At 57.0% G+C, this 16,462-nt stretch carries 19 protein-coding genes and 1 pseudogene; 3 read left to right on the forward strand and 17 right to left on the reverse strand.

From position 1 onward, the window contains the following. Positions 1-1,247 precede the first annotated feature (1,247 nt). Complete coding sequence (locus JFT87_RS06360; protein WP_201199789.1) at positions 1,248-1,667, forward strand: hypothetical protein; 420 nt, start codon at positions 1,248-1,250, stop codon at positions 1,665-1,667. A 58-nt stretch (positions 1,668-1,725) separates the two neighbouring features. Continuing rightward, positions 1,726-2,055, forward strand: a complete 330-nt coding sequence (locus JFT87_RS06365) for a hypothetical protein (RefSeq protein ID WP_201199790.1) — start codon at positions 1,726-1,728, stop codon at positions 2,053-2,055. 500 nt (positions 2,056-2,555) lie between these two features. Here the strand turns inward: JFT87_RS06365 and JFT87_RS06370 are convergent, their stop codons facing one another. Then, a complete protein-coding gene (locus JFT87_RS06370) occupies positions 2,556-2,912 on the reverse strand; it encodes a DCL family protein (protein WP_201199792.1) in 357 nt (118 codons plus the stop codon). Positions 2,913-3,278: 366 nt separating this feature from the next. Between JFT87_RS06370 and JFT87_RS06375 the strand changes: the two genes are divergently transcribed. After that, complete coding sequence (locus JFT87_RS06375) at positions 3,279-4,109, forward strand: DUF4238 domain-containing protein (RefSeq protein ID WP_201199793.1); 831 nt, start codon at positions 3,279-3,281, stop codon at positions 4,107-4,109. Between the two features lie 526 nt (positions 4,110-4,635). On the opposite strand, the gene JFT87_RS06380 is transcribed toward JFT87_RS06375, so the two are convergent. From JFT87_RS06380 to JFT87_RS06455, 16 genes and pseudogenes are all read right to left on the reverse strand, one after another. Beyond that, on the reverse strand, positions 4,636-4,896 hold the full coding sequence (locus tag JFT87_RS06380; protein WP_201199794.1) for a bacteriocin immunity protein: 261 nt from the start codon (positions 4,894-4,896) through the stop codon (positions 4,636-4,638). Next, positions 4,893-6,229: pseudogene (locus JFT87_RS06385) on the reverse strand (S-type pyocin domain-containing protein). The gene JFT87_RS06380 and the pseudogene JFT87_RS06385 overlap by 4 nt, the downstream one beginning before the upstream one ends. A 713-nt stretch (positions 6,230-6,942) precedes the next feature. Continuing rightward, complete coding sequence (locus JFT87_RS06390; RefSeq protein ID WP_201199795.1) at positions 6,943-7,563, reverse strand: tail assembly protein; 621 nt, start codon at positions 7,561-7,563, stop codon at positions 6,943-6,945. A 3-nt stretch (positions 7,564-7,566) separates the two neighbouring features. Beyond that, a complete protein-coding gene (locus JFT87_RS06395; protein WP_201199796.1) occupies positions 7,567-7,917 on the reverse strand; it encodes a hypothetical protein in 351 nt (116 codons plus the stop codon). Between the two features lie 111 nt (positions 7,918-8,028). Then, positions 8,029-8,637 (reverse strand): hypothetical protein, encoded by a 609-nt coding sequence (locus JFT87_RS06400; RefSeq protein WP_201199798.1) that lies wholly within the window; start codon positions 8,635-8,637, stop codon positions 8,029-8,031. A 645-nt stretch (positions 8,638-9,282) separates the two neighbouring features. Then, a complete protein-coding gene (locus tag JFT87_RS06405; RefSeq protein WP_201199802.1) occupies positions 9,283-11,085 on the reverse strand; it encodes a DUF927 domain-containing protein in 1,803 nt (600 codons plus the stop codon). Further along, complete coding sequence (locus tag JFT87_RS06410) at positions 11,072-11,953, reverse strand: toprim domain-containing protein (RefSeq protein WP_201199804.1); 882 nt, start codon at positions 11,951-11,953, stop codon at positions 11,072-11,074. Before JFT87_RS06410 ends, JFT87_RS06405 begins: the two co-directional genes overlap by 14 nt. After that, positions 11,950-12,177: a hypothetical protein gene (locus tag JFT87_RS06415; RefSeq protein WP_192559525.1), complete on the reverse strand. Its 228-nt coding sequence runs from the start codon at positions 12,175-12,177 to the stop codon at positions 11,950-11,952. Before JFT87_RS06415 ends, JFT87_RS06410 begins: the two co-directional genes overlap by 4 nt. Beyond that, complete coding sequence (locus JFT87_RS06420) at positions 12,170-12,457, reverse strand: hypothetical protein (RefSeq protein WP_201199806.1); 288 nt, start codon at positions 12,455-12,457, stop codon at positions 12,170-12,172. The genes JFT87_RS06415 and JFT87_RS06420 overlap by 8 nt, the downstream gene beginning before the upstream one ends. A gap of 12 nt (positions 12,458-12,469) precedes the next feature. After that, positions 12,470-12,958: a hypothetical protein gene (locus JFT87_RS06425; protein WP_201199808.1), complete on the reverse strand. Its 489-nt coding sequence runs from the start codon at positions 12,956-12,958 to the stop codon at positions 12,470-12,472. A gap of 207 nt (positions 12,959-13,165) precedes the next feature. Next, positions 13,166-13,426, reverse strand: coding sequence for a hypothetical protein (locus JFT87_RS06430; protein ID WP_201199810.1), 261 nt, complete (start codon positions 13,424-13,426; stop codon positions 13,166-13,168). Continuing rightward, a complete protein-coding gene (locus JFT87_RS06435) occupies positions 13,423-13,665 on the reverse strand; it encodes a hypothetical protein (protein WP_201199812.1) in 243 nt (80 codons plus the stop codon). Before JFT87_RS06435 ends, JFT87_RS06430 begins: the two co-directional genes overlap by 4 nt. Before the next feature lie 477 nt (positions 13,666-14,142). Further along, positions 14,143-14,826: a KilA-N domain-containing protein gene (locus JFT87_RS06440; protein ID WP_201199814.1), complete on the reverse strand. Its 684-nt coding sequence runs from the start codon at positions 14,824-14,826 to the stop codon at positions 14,143-14,145. Then, positions 14,823-14,993, reverse strand: a complete 171-nt coding sequence (locus JFT87_RS28755) for a helix-turn-helix domain-containing protein (protein ID WP_446739716.1) — start codon at positions 14,991-14,993, stop codon at positions 14,823-14,825. Before JFT87_RS28755 ends, JFT87_RS06440 begins: the two co-directional genes overlap by 4 nt. Before the next feature lie 134 nt (positions 14,994-15,127). Then, positions 15,128-15,382, reverse strand: a complete 255-nt coding sequence (locus JFT87_RS06450) for a helix-turn-helix transcriptional regulator (RefSeq protein WP_201199816.1) — start codon at positions 15,380-15,382, stop codon at positions 15,128-15,130. Positions 15,383-15,506: 124 nt separating this feature from the next. Next, a complete protein-coding gene (locus JFT87_RS06455; protein WP_201199818.1) occupies positions 15,507-16,424 on the reverse strand; it encodes a hypothetical protein in 918 nt (305 codons plus the stop codon). Positions 16,425-16,462: the final 38 nt, after the last annotated feature.

A 16,462-nucleotide genomic window follows, 5' to 3' on the forward strand; every position in this document is an offset into this window, starting at 1 on the left:
TCGATCATATCCATTGCGGCTTACGTTTCCGACATAGATGTAGCAATCCCGCGCCTGAGAGGCGCTCAGGTCTGCAATATTCTTCCATGCCTCTTCAAATAAGCCCATCAACGTCTCCCCGTCCGAGAATTTGTGATTCGAATATAGCAACACAAATGAAAAGGCGCCGGGCAGTCGAGCAGAAGTTGGTGACCCTGCTCCAACCTGCTGTCAGGTCGCTGGAAGCCTCGGAAAATACCTGACGACATAAATCGTCAGCACAGTACCTTTCACGCTGGCGGCGTCGTATTGCTTGGGCTGTAGGCAATTTGAATGTGGTCTGTCGGCGAAAATCCGTCTAGGGCCTGTCTAGTATTGCTTGGCGCGCTCAGCATTTGTCTGGCCGGGTACCCCCTCATCCCGTCGGCGGAATTCTGATGATTGCTCGAGCAGTTACCTTGACGACCAGCTCTTGAATTCTTCACGAGGCTGGCGCCTGCAAGCCTGCGAGAATGCCCGCAAACCGTTGTCTTGCGTGGCTTTCAGCGTTCCAGCTACTGGTGGCGACAGATCAAACCGTCAAGACCTGTCAAGAATCTCGTCAAGGCTCCGTCAAGGGTGGTCAAGGATTATGGCCGCTCCTTCACTGATGCTCGCTCATCCATTTTGGACCGCTCCAATACCAGGTCAGTCTTCCGCGCTGTTCCGCCCTTGATGACTGGGGCGTCCGGCCGGCACCTAACAAAATGCGCTCAGTCAAACCGTCCAGAGCCTGTCCAGAATCCGTCAGGGGTCTGTCAGGGGTATGAGACGGCCAGACGGCCTACTTTGACGCGGCCCGCACGGAATAAGCCTCGGATGGCCATCCTGCGCGGATTCCGTCTCATGCCTGTCTCACATTTCGTCAAAGTGTGGTCAAAGTAAAAGCCGGCGCCAGCGGGTTGGGATCTACACGGTGCGTTGAATTCAACGCTCACGGTGGGCATGGTTGAGACAGCTATTGATGACCAATCAAATTCGATGTGATATCAAAACGCCAAACTTGTTCGGGTCATTACGCCCGATCCCGATTATGTGTGATGAGGGACCTGATTTTGTATTCCAAGGACCGGACCTGGCTTGTGGGAATTACCGTCTTTTTAGGGGCGATGATTTTGTTGTCGATTCTACTTGGAGGAGCCGTTTGTAGTGACGGCTGGGCTTCCGCGTCGATAGGTCGGCGAGGAGCATGCTCCTCCCATGGCGGTGTTGATCGAACAGTCGGTGCTATGAAATTCTTGCTTAGCATCGGTGCGACTGTCTGGGCAGTGGTCGCATACAGCGCAGGGAGGGAAAAATGGCTAGCCAAGCTTAGAGAAAATAGTGAAATCCCAACCACCGCCACCGCCACCGCCACCGCCACCGAAATCCCGACTATCAATTTGAAGGTTATCACGCCGCCAGCGAATAGCCCGGTTCCGCGCCCAAAGGCAGCTCACCCCAAGAGTTTGCTCAAAGTTAAATGCCCAATTTGTGGTGGAGGTATGTCAGTAAGAACCGCCAGGGTAGGCAAAAATGCTGGGGGGAGTTCTGGGGGTGTAAGCGTTTTCCGAGATGTAAAGGGACGAAAAATCATTATCCAGATTTTTGTCAGTGACAGGAGAATGCAGCAAAAATTTAAAGTGCTGCTAGTTTGTATAATTAAGTGACAGTGATCGTGTTTGGCTGATTGGTGAAGAAGTTGGCTTTTAATGTGTCGAGGGATTTATGCTTAAAAAGTTAGTTGGAAATGATAATGCAGTAAAGTTTGTTTTTGATCACTATAAGAATTTTGCGGTTGCTGCGGTGATTCTCGCGGTGGGGCTTGCTATGCTATTTGAGGAGGGGGAAAGCGGCTTTTTTGAGGGGATGCGTATAGTCAGTGGCGCCTGTGTTGTGTTCGTTGGGTTGTTTTTAATTGTGGTCAACGAGCGGCATGGAATGCGTAAGTTGAATGAGGCCAAGCTCAAGCCGATCGCCCATATTTCGATTATTCTAATGTATGGCCTTAGTATGGTAGCCATTGTTTCAAGGTTGGTGATGCATAACTTCAAGTAGTGCGTGCTGTATATATTTTTATCCGTTTTTTAAACGGGCTGCCCTGTTAATATGTTTGCAGCGTTCGCCGGGTCGTTGACGTTACAGATATGTGATATTTAACGGAAAACTTCTGTCGTGGCGCATCGGTGCGTGTCGATTTGCTGAGCGCGGATATAGTCACCTAGGAGGCATTAAAGGTCGGTATTAATGGTCAAAAGGCCAATTTTATCGCACATATTTTTTAAAGATTTCGAGCTTTGCGACTGCCCTATGAAAGTCGATGAATTCACGAGCCATTGCAGGATCAGTGAAAACGGTTTGGTAGTGCATATCCTGGCTTACGGTCACCATTGAGGGGGTGATAGCCAGGTTCTTTGCATGAATGAACCCCGACACAATGTCCCTAAATCTCGGCTCGGTGTGGCGATATTCTGACGTGTGGATTGTCGTCAACTCACCAGTTTTCACGCAGTGTATTCCACTTGGCGATAAGTCGAATATCTGCTGTTTTTGGTGCATTAATTCAGGCACAACTGAACGCCTACAGGCTTCATAAAACCCATGCCGCAGACCGGGAGCCCGGCCCGTGATACAGGTGGGATACCCGAAATCCGTTTTTTTCCGTCGACCCGCAAAACATGGAAGCAACTTGTAGGATGGTCAGGCGATCTTTGACGATAAAAAGCTTGGACGCCCGCTCCGATTTTTTCATCGGCTTCGGGGTGGCGCTGCAAGAGTTCGTAAAGGATGTCTTCGTCATCAGAGTTCAGAAACTCCCCATCGCCGTACCGCGCGAGCATGGCCTTGAAAAATGCCGTCGCCTCTCCTTGGGTCGCAAAAGTTCGACTTGGCAGAACAACGGGTTTAGCGGGCATACAGTTTTCCTTTTTGGGCTGGGCTCCGGGGCGGAGTTACGCTCACCAGAATCAACGTAGCACAGACTTTTTTGGGCGTGATGTTTCGACATCATCGGCAACAATCTTGCATAGCTGGTTATGGACACAGATATCTGAGCTGGTCGGGGAGAGTATCGAGGGGCGCTCCCTATGCTTATTTGTATGGTCACAACTAAAGTGGCCGAGTTACCAGTGGAAACCACTGCAAAACCCTGGGAACCTCAGTGGAAACCAGCGACTGGCAACCGCTCCAATTGGTAACTTTCCGTGGTAACCGACCTGGTAACCGGCTGCCAGGTTCGCACCAGTTCGCGTTGTAGGGTGCGAACCAAAGGTGCGAACCTAATGCTTCCAGAGCAGATCCGAGGAAAGCGAATCGTGAAGTTTGAGCCTACCCAACCTGGTAATCCTCACCGTCTGACAGTAGACCAGCATGTCTTCCCGAAAGCAGGTATCCAACGCTTTACAAATTCAGACGGGATAGTTGAGGTCTTCGTTAAGAAGCTGGGCCGCGTCATACCGCTAAAGCCTAATAATGCGATCTTCTGCGCCAAGCGGGTTTGGGATCAAAAAACCGAGGCGGGGGTAGGAAAGAACATTGAGGATCGCTTTCAGGCATTAGCTCGGGCCATAGAGAATGGCTCCGTGATTACCATCGGTATTTTCGAGAAGCGCATCGTGGAGGAGTTCTTTTCCCTTTGGCGTACACGCCATAAATTCAGGCTTGAAGGTCTGGAAGACGTCTCACTCTATGGAGTCGCTGGAGACTCTCTAACCAAAGACCAACAGGAGATCCTGGAGCGAAAGCACGTCATGTATGCCGTCGATGGCGTTATGAAGGGCAGGCTAATGGCGAGCTTGCACGTTTTTGGATATCAGAATCAATTTCTCCAAGACAACCAGACAATGCAGTGGGGCATTGCTCGATCTTATTCTGACGAGTTCATCGTTCCGGATTGCTTTGACGACATGATGATAGTTCCGCTCTCACCCAAGATCGCGATCGTAGCTGGTCTACCCGATTCGATACTGACTCCTGACCAGGTTACAGTCATCAACCAAGCAGCCATAGCGCGGGCGACTGACTTCTACTTCGCGCGTCGGCTTGCAGTGAGCCCTGTTGTTCGAAAGATCAGCCCACCATTCGAGCTGCAGTTTGATGATAGGCCGTACTAAGTTTTGCGAGCGAATCGTGAGTACCTGAATGGGTGGTGAACGGTCTGGGAGCGCTCTGTTGTTGGCAGGCCGATTCGCAGTTCTCGCGTTAATGGTTGCGAACCTCAGTGCGAACTTGGTGCTGGTATGCATCGACGGGGGCGTACCAATGATGCGTACCTGGCTGCGTACCAACGTCACACAGCTCGCTCCCACAGGAAGTGCGCGCACTCCAGGCGCGTGAAGAGACTGCGTGAAGGGTGCGTGAAGCCTTGCCTGGGGATGGCTTCGCGCATTGACCAGGTGCGCGACGGATGCGCGCGACGAACTGCGCGAAACACGCCGGCCGGAACTAGGCGCCAGCCTTCCGTGGGGCGTTTCGGCAAAGGGGATTTGGTGCGTCGGTGACCAAGGGAGAGCGGTCACCATTGGTGGTCACCGCATATGGTCACCACCAAGGTATCCCCGCCAGATCTAACCAAAACGTGGATACCGAGGTGGATACCGGCCTTGAACTGATTGGGTGACATCACGACGTGAAGAGTTGTTACGCTCTCTTGAACCCTGGCAAACCCTGCGCCGCTCGCCAGTCCTTCACTGTTTGCAGAATGCCTTCAGGCGAGTCGTCCTCGCCGTTCTCTGGGTAGTAAATCCAGTCAGAGGCGGCAGCATTACCAGTTACTTCGATGAAGTTTTCTAGCAACTCGTCCTGATAGTCTTCGGTGCCAGCGGCGCTGCAGATTTCTTTGATCAGTGCGAGAAATTCGCTCTCCGTGTATTCGGAAAGGCTGCTTTTGAGTGCGATCATTTCGGGCTCCGGTGGGTATCAATATGGTGTTTGGGTGTCATGGCGCTGAGGTTGTCGACGTCGTAAACCTCGCCACCCTCAGAAACAGGAATCCCGTGGTGAAGCTCAAAGGATCGGCGCTTGCCCACGGTATCAATCGCCCGGGCGCGAGGCGCCATACCTTCAAGCATTCGGGCTTTATTGCTGTCGTTGAATTGACTGGCGAGCTCCGAATCGCTCCCGACCGCTATCCAGAATGCCTTTCTGAAAGCATCGAAGCTGCTGAAGCTCTTTCCCCTTAGCTGATCTGCGATTCGCGTCGGCACGGGCGACCCTAGACCGACGCTGGCGCCGGCGAGCCAGATGCCTGTCACGTCTGTTCCCTGCCCAGTAACGGTGCCTGGGTTGAGACGAACATTCATCACAATGTACAGCGGCTGTACACCTGAATCAGCCGGGAATACGAGGATGAAATCTTTGTATCGGTCCGGGTAGATCGGGCTGACAATGATGCTGTCAGCTTGTTCGGTCGGCGGATAAATCCAAATCTGTGGAGCTTGAGGAGCACTCTCTAACGGCGGGATACCGGCGGTGCTCGAGGGATCAACCGCCGGCGTCCATATGAGGGTTACACCGTCGCCGAAGTCTGCCACTTGCTGAGATCCCTGCTGGACGAATTGCACGACAGGAATCATTTCCCAGTCACTGCGCTTCTGAGTGTTGTACCCGTACCCCTTTAGGGTTCCGTCCGCCTGCTCCTCAACATGGAGGCGGACGCGAGTTCGGGCCTTCTCCAGTGACCGAAGCTGGTCTTCCGTGTAAAGGGAGCTGTCACCAAGGGTCGACGGCCACATTAGCGCGACTATCCCCGCCAATGTACCAGCGGCCACGCCGGCGGTGAGAACGCCGGTACTACCAGCAGCCCCCGTTGCAGCAGAGCCGGTTGCAACACCCGCGCCCCCAGCAACTCCAGCCGTACACAGCCCGCCACAAGAGGCAGCCGCGGCGCCAGCGCCACCCAAAAGGAGAGTTCCCAAGGCTGCGGGTAAGGCACTGCCGCTGATTTTTTCAGCTGGATATTTCCCGCGGCGTCGGTCTCGCGACCGCCGAGGAGGGAAAACTCTCCGTAGTTTGCCAGGGTCTCGACCGGGATAAATCCGGCAGGCTTTTTGTGATCGATCACACCATCTGCAAGATCACAACTTTTGGCGAATACACAGCCTTTGCTGGCAGGTTTCGTCTCGTTCTTCGCCGGGAGGTCTTTGTATTCAGCCCAACGCTGGGCATGTATATCGACGGGCTCGGTGCCGCTGTTGCGGTAGCCCTTCGGTGGGTTGGGGACGTATCCGCTCATTCCTTGATTCCTGAATCCTTTCCATCCTGAGGCAAGCTCGCCGCTGGCGAACGGCATTTTCGAAAAAGGAGAATAACCGCTGAGGGCGAAGTGTCGAGTGGTGGCTTATCGCCAGACGCCAGGTGTGTTCGAGCACTTCGAGAACCTGACAAAACCTGACATCGAGTGAACCACGTCAGGGTTATCGGTTGGCCTGCGAGTGCGCTGCTGGGGTGGTTACCAATGGTGGTTACCACGCTTGGTTACCACTTCCAATGAGACAGGCCGATACGACATTTGGTGCTCAGCCTGTCCTTGGGGTCGACATAGTCACAGACAGGTCTGGATGCTTGCGGCTCGTCGATCCGTTATCCATCCCATGCTGCTACTGGAGTAGAACCGGATTGCGGTTTGTCCCTTTCCGCCGATCACGTCCGCCATCTCTCTGTTTCCGGCGTTAACTACTGACTTACCACCACCTGGGCGAGGCTGAAGGCTTACCGCGTAGTGAACTCCCGCCAGCGACTCGTTTTGCCAGGCATAGAGGATGCATTCTGCTACCTGCTGCTCTGGCTTCTGGGTTGTGAAAGTCCTTTCAGGCCCCTCTGTGCGCATATCCTGGAGTGATGTGGTACAGCCGCCCAGAGCAACAACACAACAAACTGCCGTGATAATCCTTTGCATCGTCTTCCCTCCGAAAAATGGCGACTGTATCACCGGCTAGTCCCCGGCCGTTACGCTTTGTCCTCTGCATGAATGGAGGCCGAGATGATTATTCCGCCCCACCTGCGATGGCCAATGCAGATCGGGACCGGGTTGCCACTGGCCGTGGTGTTTCGTGCGCTGCCGAAGGCATAACTGGCGGCGTTTTCTGGTGATGAGCTCGTTTTGAGGCCGCCTTGTTGGGGGCTTATCATTTGAATCACACCGCCAGCCACGTTGGCGATACCTGCCGCTCCCACGGCTCCCCACGCACCGCCAGCGGCCAGTCCACCAAAACCACCGGTCGCGATGGTGGCGATCGCGATAAGCGCAACACCGAGGACCGTCTGCATGGTGCCGGCGCGCTTGCTGCCCGCAATCACCGGGACGATGCGGATCTCCTGCGCACCGCCGAGACCTATTTCTCTCTCTCCAATGTTGCGCTTGTTTCGAAAGACGGCGAACTCCAAGCCTTTGCTCCTGGCGTTGGCCAGGTATTTCACGAGGCCGGGGTGATTTACGTCGACGGCCTTGACCGCTTCGCGAACATCCCCCGTGGAAAGCTCGTACAAGTGTTCCCGACCAAAGAGTTTCCCAGCGCTACCGCCGAGCAGGATCAGGGTCTTATTGCCAAAATTTGTTGCCATCGCCATTTGTTACTCCTGGGCGCCTTGGGCGCTGTGTTTGGGAATTTCCATACCGAGCTGGCCGGCGAGGATCATGCGGGCGGCCATTGCGTCGTTTCGAATTGCGATCTCGCGTTTCACGTCTGGATTCCAGGCCGAGCAGTGAGTCGATTTGTACGCCCGGGCTCCCCGGTATTCGATGCGCATCAGTTCGGCGGAGATCCTGGCCTCCTCCTCGGTGTAGAAAGGCCCCTCAATCTCCACCCGCTGGCCGTCACGCACGTGCTCTACCGTCCAGACGATGTACCCGCCGATCGTGCCGGGGTCAGTGGTGAAATCTGTGTCCTTGCACGCTTCCGCGAAGCGCATGTGGTGTGACATGTATTGCCTCCTTCGACGCCGTGGCGCCATTGATGGGCGGATGCCCGGTTGTGTTGCTCCGTGTAGCGACACGTTTTCGTGATTCGCAATACGTGTCGCGTAATTGGGTCTCTACTTGCCGACGATGCTTAGGGTTGGCGGGAGCTTCGGGCCGAAGGGAGCGCCAGGCGCGAAGGGATCAGGCAACTGGTCTTCGGGGCATTCCCTGATGAACCGGATCACGGCGGCATGGCAGGCGCGATACAGAGGGCCACCGGCGCCCCATTCCTCACTCTTGTGGTCGGCGCTGTCCTCCAGTTGGGAGAGGTAGGCCAACCCGCGAAGGCTGGTGTCTCCGTCTGTTCTGGCTTGCTGGCGATGTACCGGGTTGACGCTCAGCAGGTCGCACATCCGGTCGAATCCCAACGCCTGCGCCAGCCCTTCCCGGTCGAACATCAGCGATTGGCCGAACCCGGCGAGCGCATCCTGTGCTCCGGTGCGGATAGCCTCCTGATGTTCCCGGGCTCTTTCCTCCAGCTCCTCGATCGCTTGCCGCGTGAATGGCAGAAACGCTTTCAATTTGCCGGCTTCGCGGCGAATGGCTCGACGTTCGGCGCGGATAGCGTCGAGCTGGTCAGCAATGGCGCGGCAGATCCGCCGAGTTGTGATGAGCTGCGTGCTGGCGCTGATGCCGGGTTTCAATGCGATGTTGCACAAGCGGGCGATAAGGCTTGGCGTCATTGGTGCGCCTCCATGGGCGTGTTGTCATAGCTGGCGCGCAGGTGGGCGCCTGCGGGGCAATGGCGGCCGGTAGGCGCGTAGCAACTCCGACAAACCATGATGTGGTTGAGGTAATGGTCGCGCGCCCGTCGCCATTCAGGCGTGGCAGTGGCGGCGCTTGCGTGTGAGCTTGTGATGAGCCGCGGAGTGCGCTCGACGAGGTTGGCCAAAACCAGGCTCGGGCGAGGTTCTGGGCGGCTCCGCAAAATTGTGGAGTCGGTACCGGTGATAGCTGGCGGCATGTGATCGAGCAGGCTGGAAAGGAGGCTCACGGCTTCACCTCGCCCGATTTGCACCATTGCCCAAATGTGTCTGTGAAAAAAACGGGGGAACGGGGGAACAGTGGGAACACCCAATGATTCCGGGGCTTTCAGAGGGGGATTCTGTACCCCACGTTTTTTTGTGGGGAACAGTGATAACCAAACGTCAGGAAAGCGCTGCTTACTTATATTCAAAAACATGTTTGTGTTCCCCCTGTTCCCCAAACACCAAATAAGGGGGAACGGCTACAAGCCGCGTCTTTGCTGGCTGTTCCCCCGTTCCCCCTGTTCCCCACGTTTGTAGGTTCCTGTGAAGTCGGGCATTCGTCTCTGGTGTTGGTAGAGGTCATACGGCACCGCCTTCGCCATCCAGAGCTTCCGTGTCGATGACGTACAGCCGAGCAGATCCGCCGGCGGGGATGCGGTACTTTTTGGTTTTTCGGCTATCCCGATCGGTGTCGCGCTTGGCCAGGGCTCCGCCAACCTCCAGCGCCTTGATGACGCGGGTGAGGCCGAACCCATGGGCGGCTTCGATGAGCGCGGACTTGTTGAAGAGGAACAGTCGCTTGTTGGCGACCACCTCCCAGTACCCGGCGCGGTTGAAAACCTTTGCGTCCGCCTCGGGTGCGTCCACGTCCGAGAAACGGCTGCTGCCGTGCTTGTCGATAAAATCGATGATGCCGGCCAAGATCTGGCGGTCTTCGGCATTCCCTCCGCCGACACGGGAGAGCCATTCGCCGTAGAGCAGACGGCAGTCGGCGAGGGCTGTACCCGGCTCCCACGGGAGCAGTCCGTAGGCGATGGCCATCTCGCCAGCCAGCGCGATCACGGCGAACCGGTCAGCGACACGGCCGGCCTGCGCGTTGTCCTCTACGAACTGGGCGCGGATGCCGTCAAAGTCACTGAGCAGGCCAGGCTTGTCATCGGCTGCGACCAGACGCTCCACGAACTCTGGCCCAAGGTGGCCATGGTGGGCGCCTACCGCCACGGTGAGCTGTCGGTGAAAGTCCGCCCCCTCAAGCCCGTGCAATTCGTCGAAGGCCCGGTGTGTCCGAGTACCGGCGTTCACGTCGACCATGCGCAATTCGGCGCCAGCGTGGGCGGCATTGCCGGATATCGCGGCGTGTTCAGAGAGCGAGCGCTCGCCGCTGGAAAGGGTCAGCAGGCGCCAGCTCAATTTGGCGCGGCCTTCACGCTCACGGGTCATGGTGCCTTTACCCTGGCCGTTGGCGAGGGAGTAGGCCATTTCCTGTACTCGCTTGGGGTCGGCGCGTTTGATTTCGTCCAGCGGCAGGATGGTGTCGTTACGGCTCGACGCTTCGATCTCAAGTCCACCCTTGGTCATGTCCCAACTGGCGGCGAACACGCCCGGGTCACCCCACACCGACGAGCCGATCAACTGCGCCAAGGATTTGCCGCTCGAGCTGTCGCCCACCAGGTGAACGCCACCACCCAGCACGCCGACCAGACTCAGCAGCGGGCCGGCCAACGAGCAGCCGATCGCCAGTGTCAGCACCGGATTGCCTGCGCACTTGGCAGCCACCTCCGATTGCCACAGCGCCAGCTCACCACGGCGGCAGAAAAGAACCTGCGCCTTGTTGCTGGCCTGGTATCGCACTTTGTCGCTGCCGATCGTCCTCCCGGGCAGCACGAACGCGCCCGATTCATGCCAACCCGGCCGGCTGGTGGTGGCGAACACTTCTGCAGGATGCTGGTCGAGCAGGTACTCCATGAACGTGCCGCGTTTCTTGAGGGCGATAATGACGCCCATCCCGAACAAGGCGCGCCGGGCGTCCTCGCCGCTGCCGCCGAACACCTCCATGGCGATGATCCACTCCTTGATGCCGCCCTCGGTGACCAGACGCAGCAATCGACCTTCGCTGCCATCGTCGCTGTTTGTGGTGCGAGCGACGACTGTGACGGGGCTGGATATCCATTCGTCGGTGATCGGGCGGTCGGCGGCGTCGCTCTCCGCGTCGTCCTGATCGGCGGCGGTGCGCTTGAAGCTGTGCCAGTACACCCCGGGGCGCAGCTTGCGGCCGTTCTCGTTGGTTACCCAATGCTCGTACACCGCCCAGCAGGGACGCGCTGGTGCAATTGTGGCGGCTTCTGGCCGAAGGGTGATCACGTTGGCGTCAGGCTTGGCCATTGGCGAGTTTCCAGTTTGCAAGGTCGTTGAAGTCAGTCAGGGATTCAGGTGCGTTGTCTGGCCAGTCAGGGAAAGCGACCTCACCACCCACGGCTGCGGCTGCTGCGTTTGCAGCGGCGCGGCCTGGGTTGCCTTCGGTAAGGCGATCATCGTCGCCGGCTACCACAATCGGCTGGGCTGGGTAGCGCGAGCGGAGACCCATAGCGGCCGGCATCAAGTTGCCCGCGTTCATGGCTGCGGCAACCGCGTATCCGCCGTGCTGATGGAGGCTGGCGCCGGTCGCCCACCCTTCGCAGATACAAAGCACCGCGCCGGGCTGGATGATGCCCAGCGGGGAATAGGTTCCCTTGATCCGCCCGCCGAAGAGAAAGCGCTTGCCGCCGTCCGGAGCAATTCGTTGCAGGTTGACCAACTGACCGTCCAGGTACAGCGGAACGAGTAGTTCAGCCCCACGCTGGCGCAAGCCGTAGGAGCGAACGCCCTTCGCCACCAGATACGAATGGTCTGGTGATGCGCGGCGCGCGTTGCACCACCAGTGATTGGCCTTTGCCGCCGCTCGCTCATGGCGCTGGCGCTGTTCGGCCACTCGCTGGCGCCTGGCCAGCTCAACACGTTCGCGGATCTGGGCCGCTTCGCGGGCGTCCACCGGTTCGCGACTACACCAGGTGCTGGCGCCTCCGGCTTTCCAACTCCCGAAAGCACCGGATGCAATGCCGTCCAGGTACAGCACATACCAGCCGTTGAGCGAACCAGGCTTATCTTCCGGCACACGGAATCGGTGGATTGCACCGTCGGGCTCTGGAATCCAGTCGAGGGGGCCATAGACGGCCTGGAGCGCATCACGGAATAGGATCGTTGCCTCAGTCATGCGGCCCCCTTCGGCGGGGTAAACCGCTTGGCCAAACTCTCCAGTTTCTGAGTCAGGCGCTCCAGCTCATCGCAGTGACGGCCTTGGTCGCCTTCCGAGATGCGCAGCTCCAAGAAGCCGACCAGCGTTTCCACCAGCAGCACGTAGCTGGCGCTATCGATATGAGCGCCGGCAGCGGGTGGCCCGCCACTGCTCTTGCGATTGATTGGGGTCACGTCACCCATGGCTGACCTCCCGTCGATCAGCGCCAGCAAAGGCCCGGCAAACTTGTCCGTTGTTCACACCGTGCCAACGGGTGAAGTCGTCGATGGAGTCGACCAAGCACGCCGTGACCTGGGCGCCGGCGCTACGCATAACTACGCGTCCGCACTCGGCGTCGGCCTCAGTCAAGAATGGCCCCAGCAACGCCTTGGGCGCCTTCGGGTGAGTGACGTAAAACAGTTCGGTGGCTTTCTTCAGGCAAGCCGATCCCGTCGACGCAGACGCGCCGTTTTGAAATTCCATGGTCTTAACTCTTTATCGAATCAGTGTTTGCGCGGCGTTCTGCATTGCCTGCGGTGGCTGGCTTTTGGTCGCTACAGGCCTGAGCCCTAAGCCTGCGTTTGCCTTCTGGAGCTCGGCCTTCTCGTCGAGCTTGGCGAGCTTGCAACGGGACGCCATCGCTGCCGCGTGCGCCCATCGGCCGATCTCCTCCATGAACCCCAACACCTGCCCCTGCAGAGTTTCCAGCTCCGCTGGGGCGGCAGTGCTGGCTCGATCAATCCAGGCAGACGCGATGCTCTTGAGGTGGCCGCCATCACCGTCGTGATCGTGTTGGCTCATGTGCTTGATTGCGACGAGGCCCAAGGCGCGACCGGTCGCCCAGCCTCCGTTGTAGCCACCAGTCAAAGGGACATCCCAATATCCGATTCGCCCATAGCGATCGGCATAGTTCTCGTAGCCGACATAGGGGAGGCGGTGCGTCGGATACGTTTTCCGCGGCTTGAATTTCAGTGGCTGGATCATTTGGTGGCCTCCTGCTCGGCGATGACATCACCCAGGAGTTCGGCCCAAGTCATGGCTGCGTGCTGTGCGAACACGGCGGTAACGCGGGCCACAAGGATGTGAGTGGAGGGGAGGCGATCAGCGCCAGCGACATCGCCAGCAGCACCATAATGTCCTGCGCATCTCGCAGATTGTCGACCACGCCTGTGTTGGTCTGGAGTGCGCCAGTCATGCCGCACCTCCGAGGTTCGACAGGTTGTCACTGAGCAGCTCAAATGATTGCTCCACATCCCCAAGCTGCGTTTCTGCCAGGTACACGCCAAGGTTCGACAGACCAGGAACGTTCTTTCCATCTGAGTGTTTTTGGTCGTCACGAATGGCGGTCATCAGAGCAAGCATCCAGTCGGTAAACTCGCGGCAGCAATCGAGCTGGAACATTGCCTCTTGGGCCACCTGTTTGCAGGTGCCTGCTTTCGATTTGGTCATCATTCCGCGCTCCCTTCCAGCAGGCGCTCATAGTCCTCGATGAAACAATCCACCGAGTTCGCGTGATCCATCGCGACGAACGCACCCAGTGAGGCGAGGCGCGACTGGTTGGAGTGTTGCGGGGAGGATTCTTTGAGGGCGATCAGTAATGCTTCAAGCTGCTGCAAAACCTCCTGGCAGCCTCTCAGGTGCTCGAAGGCGTCACTGGCAACTCGATGCGCGGAACGGGCTGCGGCAGTCATGCGACACCCCCGACAGATTCCAGAGTGCGGACGATGGCCATGTGGGCGTTGTAGCGGGCGAGACGAACTGAGAGAGACGAGTTTGCGCGGAGAGCGCTCAGGGCCATGCGGCGGTGAGCGAAGGCGCGGACTTTGGACGGAATTAGGGCGTGTTTCATGGGTGTAGCTCCGTTTACTTCACTGGAGCCACTCCTATCTGCCGCCAAGCAGGGAAGGGTGGCGAGTTGCACAGGATTGGCGGACCGGGGTAAACGGAACCCGGCGCACCCGAGGGTGCTCCTGCGCAACCCGCCATAACACGAGAATGCGGACGCAAAAAAGCGCCTGCAATCGTAATGGGGGCGCTGTTGCGCCGTTTACTGTTCGACCCGCCAAGGTCGGTCGCTGAATTTGCAGCGACAGGCGAACCATACCGGCGGGTGTGACTACTGGCAAGAAAAGTTATCGACTGTTCATCCCCGATAATGAGCAAGGCGTTCATGCGGCATCACTCCGAAGGTGCTTGGAGGTAAGGCTTTGGACATAGCGCAATAGGGATGCTTTGCGGGCCGCGAAGTCTTTGCCCTGGCCGATCAGCAGCACGTCGCGGATCTCAATCAGAGTGACCAGCACCAGCTCATGCGCGCTGAGTTGATCGCGATTGCGGCCGGCGAATTGTCCGGTGATTGCCTGGTTGATCAGCTTTGCTTCATTGATGAAGTGGTGCCGCTGGGGAGTCTTGCCGCTCTCCTCGTGGGCGATCGCCAGCGCTTCACACAGGCCGCGATAGCCAATAGCTGACTGCTGGCGTGCTTGTTGCCAATTCGCCTGGTCGCCGTGTATCAGCGCCTCGATTTGCATGTCACACCAAACAGAGAACTTGGCATCACACCAGCGGGCGAACGCCACTGCCAGCTTGGGGTGGAGCCAAGTGCCGCCGGCGTTACCGCGGCGAGATTTCAAATACCCGGATTTCCGGGTATTCACGATAGTGGACGGCCCCGAGCCGTGATGCTGAATCTCATCCAGCGCACGGATGTACTCGAGTGTCTCAGCGTTATCCAGCCAATGATCCAAGCGCTTGCCGAAGCGTTCAGCGATCACGGTCGCGTGAAGCCAGCCTTCGGCGTTGAATGTGACTGTGTGGCCTTGGTAGTCGAATGGGATTATGCGGGCTGTCATGCCGCCACCTTCGCACCTGGTTCAGCGATCAGTGTGTAAACGGCAACGCCGCGGTGGGTGCGCCCCCATTCATCCGTCATGGTGATGCGGTTGGTGATGATCTTGTAGCCGGTATTGCGCAAGTCGCAGATACGGGCGCCAGGACGGCAGATGTTCAGCTCGCGCATTATGGTGAAGGTGTCAGCCGGCCCCTGACGAAGACGGGGAACAAGCCGAACTAGTTGGGCGAGATTACTGGTATCGTAGAGGTGAGTTTTTTCTGGGCTGGCCTTATTGGGTTGGCCTTTTTTTGGTTGGCCATTTATGCAGCCTCCACTCGCAGCGCGACCAAGGAGTCGCACCAGGCGATAACTTCTGCTTCGATCCAGACGGCGGACTTTGGTCCGAGCATTACCTGCTTGGGAAAGCGCCCGGCTGCAATGCGACGGTAAATTTCAGATGTCGAAAGGGTGGTCAGGGCTTTGACTTCACCCAGTTTGATGAAGCGAAGTGGCCGCTCAGGCTGGACTGGGGATTGTTCGGTTTGCTTGCGGATTGGGTGGGTTGTGTTTGCCATGCTAGCGCCTCCTTGGGTGGCGTTGAGAACATGGGCTTATGCTGGGGCGGATTACGGTAGGTGTAACCGCAATTGCGGTTTTTCGTTCCGCAATTGCGGTGAGCGTATAAATCGCTGGGTGAGGTTATTTCTCTTCTGCCATAGCCTTGTTTGCGGCAGAAAATATTTCGTCAAGATTGCGCTCTTTCAAGCCACGAAAAGAGAAACGCTCCAAAATCGCTGACTTGATGGCGGACTGTTTCATTCCTTGAGGTCTTGGGCGATCAATTGGCGACTCTAATAGTTTTAACAGCGCAGCAGTGGCCAGCAAATGTGACTTCTTAGATGTATTATGTGCTGTTTCTTGTCGCGTTAACTCAGCTTTCGCCAACCTTTCTCGTAAGTGCTGATTTTCTAAAAGGGCTGACTTTAATTGGCTACTTAAGACCTCGACGCCTGCTTCATTGTCAATCACCTGAACGCTCGAGTAGCCGATTGTTACAGGCATTGCTTTTATTTCGTCTCTAGCGGCCCTTCGCAGCCAGATTACCTCTTCGACCAGTCTGTCCGAAATATTAATAGCCCGGTCATACCATTCCTCAAATGCCTCCCCAGGTGTATATCCTCTTCCAGTCAGCCACTCACATAACGCGCTGTAATCGACGAAGGTCAGGTCGGGAACAATGATCTCATCAAAATCACGTAGGGTTCTCGCGGCTTTAAGGCGACCTATCTCAACGGCGTTAATCAGTTTTGGTAGGAATATCTCCGTGATATTTACGAGTTTAGAGGTTGCCTCGTATGACAGTAGGTGGCCAGTGTATGCAGTAAGCTCAGGTATGTTTACATTCCCGGCAGACCATTGATCGCAGGCGATTAGCTCAGCAGCTTCTTGGAGGGTCATCATCCAAGCGCCAAAGTTTTCCAGTTCAACCAGGCTATCACCTAGGGTGTGATGTTGATGAATTACGTCAGTGATGTGTTTTTCTACTAATTCATCTTCCGTGCTGCAATGTCCCAATAATTGGGTTTTGTCTATGCCACGTACTATTCCGTCATTCATCACGTCACCCTTCCAAGCGCTCCCACTACTGAATAGGT

The sequence above is a fragment of the Pseudomonas sp. TH15 genome (assembly GCF_016651105.1).
Taxonomy (GTDB): Bacteria; Pseudomonadota; Gammaproteobacteria; order Pseudomonadales; family Pseudomonadaceae; genus Aquipseudomonas.